General features: G+C 39.6%; 4 protein-coding genes, 1 pseudogene and 1 riboswitch. All 5 genes and pseudogenes read right to left on the reverse strand.

What is annotated here, in order from left to right:
* Positions 1–234 (reverse strand): annotated as a pseudogene (locus BUF15_RS26220) (IS256 family transposase); the annotation flags it as partial.
* A gap of 287 nt (positions 235–521) precedes the next feature.
* The gene (locus tag BUF15_RS26225; protein WP_073617310.1) at positions 522–890 is read right to left on the reverse strand and encodes a hypothetical protein; all 369 of its coding nucleotides are present in this window, start codon (positions 888–890) and stop codon (positions 522–524) included.
* A 1,023-nt stretch (positions 891–1,913) separates the two neighbouring features.
* Positions 1,914–3,353, reverse strand: coding sequence for a putative metal-binding motif-containing protein (locus BUF15_RS26230; RefSeq protein WP_084554633.1), 1,440 nt, complete (start codon positions 3,351–3,353; stop codon positions 1,914–1,916).
* A gap of 71 nt (positions 3,354–3,424) precedes the next feature.
* Positions 3,425–4,099 carry a hypothetical protein gene (locus tag BUF15_RS26235; RefSeq protein WP_073617314.1) on the reverse strand — a complete coding sequence of 225 codons (675 nt, stop codon included), beginning with the start codon at positions 4,097–4,099 and terminating at the stop codon, positions 3,425–3,427.
* A gap of 221 nt (positions 4,100–4,320) precedes the next feature.
* A riboswitch (cyclic di-GMP riboswitch) is annotated at positions 4,321–4,394 on the reverse strand.
* A gap of 495 nt (positions 4,395–4,889) precedes the next feature.
* On the reverse strand, positions 4,890–5,069 hold a 180-nt coding region (locus BUF15_RS27985), incomplete at its 5' end, for a hypothetical protein (RefSeq protein WP_234981287.1).

The following is a 5,069-nucleotide window of genomic DNA, read 5'->3' on the forward strand; positions in this document are numbered from 1 at the left end:
CTTGACCGGCCCAAGCCCTGTGAGAATTTCTCTTTCAGGCAAATAGCCATTGCGCACAACCTGCATGTGCCCTTTCTCATTTCTCAGCTCTGCGTAATGCTGGAGCAGGTCTTGCAATTCAGCCTCAACCGCATCAGCAATGAGTTGTCGGGCGCCGATACGTAACAGTTCGGTCAGCGGGTCTTCGACAAACTCTCCTGGCTTTTTCAGTGTGATAACTTTACTGTTGATCATGACGTATCCTTTTTTGTTGGAATTCTGTTTTGGCAAACTGATTCCAACAGGATACGTCATTTCTTTTTTAATTCTCCCTCAAACACCACTTTTGAGCATAACTCTTTAAACATTGTTTTCTACCTCAAAGTTGCGGCAGTTAAAAGGCACCACCATTAGCCTAGCAATTCAGGTAACTCGGCAAAAGAAAGAATTCGCCCGGACCTGTCAGCTATATTTCTCTTGCTGCCAGATCCGGTCAGCTTATCGGCTTTGTATTCGAGTAGTTAGTAATTCAGGAAGCCACCTTATTTTTTCTGAATAGCTGAACTTCCTCCATCAAGACCATAAGCTGTTATGCCATCTGCAGAATAATAATTCCTATCTTTTCTACCTTGTGTGATAAGTTCGACCATGCCATCATCTTGAACCTTCCACGTTGCGTTGATATTTTTCCCATTCTTCTTGACAAAAATATCGGCCTTTCCTCCTTCCATATAAGTAACTATTGCGCCGGGGCCTTCAATCTTTGAACCTGAAAGAAATTTTGTTACCTCTTCCTTACCCATAAACGAAACACCGGGATTAAGTTCGTGAATGGATTTGCTCTGGACACAAGCGGTGATACCACAGAGCAGAGAGAACAGGACAAAAACAAGCAGTGCAGACTTTTTCATAACATTCTCCATTTTGGTAGTTGTTTCGTAATATTAAATACATATTGCTGCATCTATTCATCTAAAATTCAATGAATCATTATCGGATGGTATTGAAACTTCGGCACGATAGTAGCTCTACCAGCTGAATTTTCCAACAAATATTTATTGAAATTGAAGGGTTATAATTGCAAAGGGCAAAAAGGGCTGTGTTTGTATGGGCTTTAGCGTACGGGGGCTGTTGAGCTCTGCAACATAATGGAGGGAAGTGCCATGGTCTTCATTTCATAATGCATGCAATAGGCAATTTGAGTCGCATCACGAATGACGATCCTGACATAAGATTTAGGACTGTAAGAAATTTGTAAGTGAGACCAGTTATGCTTCAAAATATTAATTTAATTCAGCCTGTTATTGGTGCTATGACTAACAAGCAACGAGAAGACACTGTTGACTGAGTGGCGTGTTACCAGCACAAAAGTAAAACACTTGATCACCAAACAATATCAAGCGCAGCATGGTAGCGACCGTGAGCAAGATCACTGGGAAAGATATCTGGTTGATGCTCTCAATCTACGGCAATCTTGGATGTGGAGAGGGCTGCTATAGGTTTTATTTACCTGAGGGCGTGAACGATACTGTTGTGGTAATCGGTTTTTGTGCAAAAAATTCTGTTTCATGCAATTGACTCATACGAAAGTACAATCGATCATCGTGAGAAGGTTAAAATGGAGTAATATTTCAGCGATCTTTTGCATGGAATGGTGATGTATAAGGCACACAAGATCTCAGGAACCTCAACTTTAAAGATGGACCTGCTTTATGGCAACACGAATCTTTGACACGCCACCATTATGTATGTGCATCAAATTAGATGCTTTCATGAATTGATTCTTTAACCTTGCACAACATAAAAGCACTTACAGGAAAGTTGCTGTAAGTGCTTTTATTATCTGATCGTCCAAGGGAGGCAGGTCCACCCGAGGCATGAGATGACACTGCAGGCTTCACAAAATGTTTTTACCTTTATTCATATCTTTTTGTCTATTTAACAGGAGTTGGGGTCAAATCTTCAGCAATACCGTATTTCAGATAATGATTAAGAGAGGTCAAGTTTATTGAGGAAAGAAAGGCTCTTAGGTCATCAATGGTCTTATTATCCCATTGATCACCGGCTGCCTGCAGAGCTGCGAGCTTATCTGTCAGGTAAGCCTTTTCATCAAATGCATTTGAGGGGTTTATTCCTTCTGCTGCACCGTAGAGAAGGTAATGCTGATAGGCATCATATGGCCATGCTGCATTAAATGCTTCCTCAGCTTCTACTACGGATGAATATCCGCCACCATTATACAGAGCCAACGCTTTTGCATGTATATACTCAGATTGATTGAAAAACCGATTAGGGCTCAGCCCCTCTTTGTAACCCCATAGATTATAGTGAGTTTCGGCTGTAAATCCTAAGCCATTTAACGTCGCTTGCAGATCACTAACGGTTGCATTGAGCCATTCTGGGTTGACAGCCTTTAGAGCAGCAAGTTTAGCCTGTAAATAATATGCAACATCGAAACCTTGAAGTGTGCTACAGGTTTCATCAATGATACCATCGCAATTGTCATCGACATCGTTACATGTTTCTGTCGTGCCAGGATTAATGTTTTCATCATTGTCATCACAATCACCATATTCGGCAACATATCCTGTAGGTTGAGATGCAGATTCTACGGAGATCTCCTGATCGCCGTATCTATCTCCGTCATTATCCCAGTACCACGTAGAAGATGAATCTCTCAATACATATACTTCATCGACAAATATAGTACATTCACCCTCACCTGTTATGCTCTGTGTACCAATACCTATCCAAGATTCTTCTTTGCTTAATTTGTTTATGGTAGTTTCCGCTGGAAACATATATTCTAATTCACCTATATTATCGGTCGAATATCTAAATGCAGTACCAGATAATATTGTAGATATTGTAAAAGGTACACCGATTGCTTCATCAACCTGTTGAAAATTTCCCCAAAAATAATCATATAACCATTCATAATTCGGTGGTCCACTATTGCTAGATGTTCCTGCTTTTAACTGTTTGTCATAAGGTCTAATTTGTTGAGTAGAACGGATGTATTCATTCCCGACCTTTCCCAAAAAAGCGTTAATTCTTACTCGTACATCACCACTATCACCACTACAAGACTGAACGGTAAATGTCGCCTTAACTCCAATAACAGTTTCAGGAGAATCAGCAAAAGACAACCAGCTAGAGTCTTCAGGATATCCACTTTTATGCTTAAATACGGCATGGCCATTGTCTACGGTTATAGTCGCACTGGAGTCATCAATCAACCATTTTTCCGAGCTGATAGTCCCTGTGCTGAAGTCATCATATAGTTGCCAATTATCTTGACCGTAAACATTAGAGAAGATTAACACGTTCAAAAACGTTAATATGCAAAAAATCAATGTCTGTATTTTCATCATTTCCTCAAATTAAGTTAAATTATTATATTGAATATAATGATATTGACACTATAATAACGGTTGACTTCACCTTATTTCCTTAAAACATATACATTATCAAAATAGACTGTGCATGGCCCATCACCATTAGTTGCCCTTGTACCTAAAACTCTCCAATTTTCAGTAGAACTATCTACTGGTATGGGATATTTGAAATTAATAGCACCTAACCCTTCTACAGCATAAGATATTTTGTCATCGCTGAACATAATACTTGCAGTATAGGTGTTCCCGATCAAATTTATTGGGTTAGGAAACTCTGCAGAATGAGTGTCAGCTATGGTTTCATAATTTGGCGGAGGACCCTGGAGGGTAGAACTGGTTGTAATTCGATTCACTGATGGTCTTATTTGAATAGCCGTCCAATAATGATTATCATCTATTGCCCCTGCATAAGCAGCCATTCTAGCACGTACGTCTCCAGAACATGAAGAAACTTTAATTGATGCTTTCATCCCAATTATTGTTTCAGGGTTGTGTATAAATTTTAAATAAGCAGATTGAGTGGACGTTCCTTCAGGATGTATAATTTTCAGCTGACCGTTTTCAATGCTAATAGTGGAGATAGTATTAGTATTCACCCATTTTTCTTGATCAATGGTTTCAGAGTTGAAATCGTCATACAATTCCCAGTTAGACGCTGATGACATGGCAGGCATGCTTAGTGCCAAAAGAACACCGCCGAATACGACCATTCTTCCTTTCATGTTTCTCCTCCTTCAGTTGATGATTAGTTGGGATTTTCCCGCTTAAGCTTCTTTTCCATATCAAATCGGGTGAATGTTCCCTATTGATTATTGATAGCCATCAGGTTGCTTAGAATAATTCATGTTTTTGCTTTTGAACGGTGATGGTTCCAACTATCTGAATTTTAATTATTTAATAGCATTTTTTTGTCCAATGAAAAAGCCGAGTCTACATCCTGCAAAGATGCAACCCGGCTAGCTTATAAGCCCCGTAGCTTTCCGTCCCTGCCTCGCGACAGGTTTGGCATTGAGTTATATCTAATTTCAGTCATGTGAACATATTTCATCAGAGAAATCTATAGGCATAAATACCTAATATTTGCTAGGCAAATATGCGGAGGACAGTCTCGACTGCAATTATAAATTTCTGCCGTTTTCATCTTTAAACCATTTTGTTTTTTTGATTTGTCTATTACTGCATGTACAGCCGGCGGTGATTATCGGATACGGCAGATCGACGCTCATCGATGATGCTAGGCAATTTGCCCGATTACACGCCAGAGTCGATCAAATTTCAAGTGCATCAGCAGATGACAGATACTGCTTTCAAATTGGTTCCTTTGTTGGGTATCAACAAAGAAGACACGCCCGACCAGGTGGTATCCCGTTATGCTTCATTAAAAATGATGGGCATACAGTGAGCTACTTGCACAGTAGAAAAAATAGGAGTCGCAGCTATCAGTTTCTTGTATGTGAAAATAGTCATGTATCACAAGTGTATCACACGCATTTTTAAATTTTCGTAATATCATTATATTACAACGCTGTCGTGAGGTTCGAATCCTCCGGCTTCAACACAAGTTGTACAGGCAGGAAAGGTATCAGCTAATTTTAAGAGAGTTATGCTCAAAAGTGGTGTTTGAGGGAGAATTAAAAAAGAAATGACGTATCCTGTTGGAATCAGTTTGCCAAAACAGAATTCCAACAAAAA

It is taken from the genome of Desulfopila aestuarii DSM 18488 (assembly GCF_900143695.1).
GTDB lineage: Bacteria > Desulfobacterota > Desulfobulbia > Desulfobulbales > Desulfocapsaceae > Desulfopila > Desulfopila aestuarii.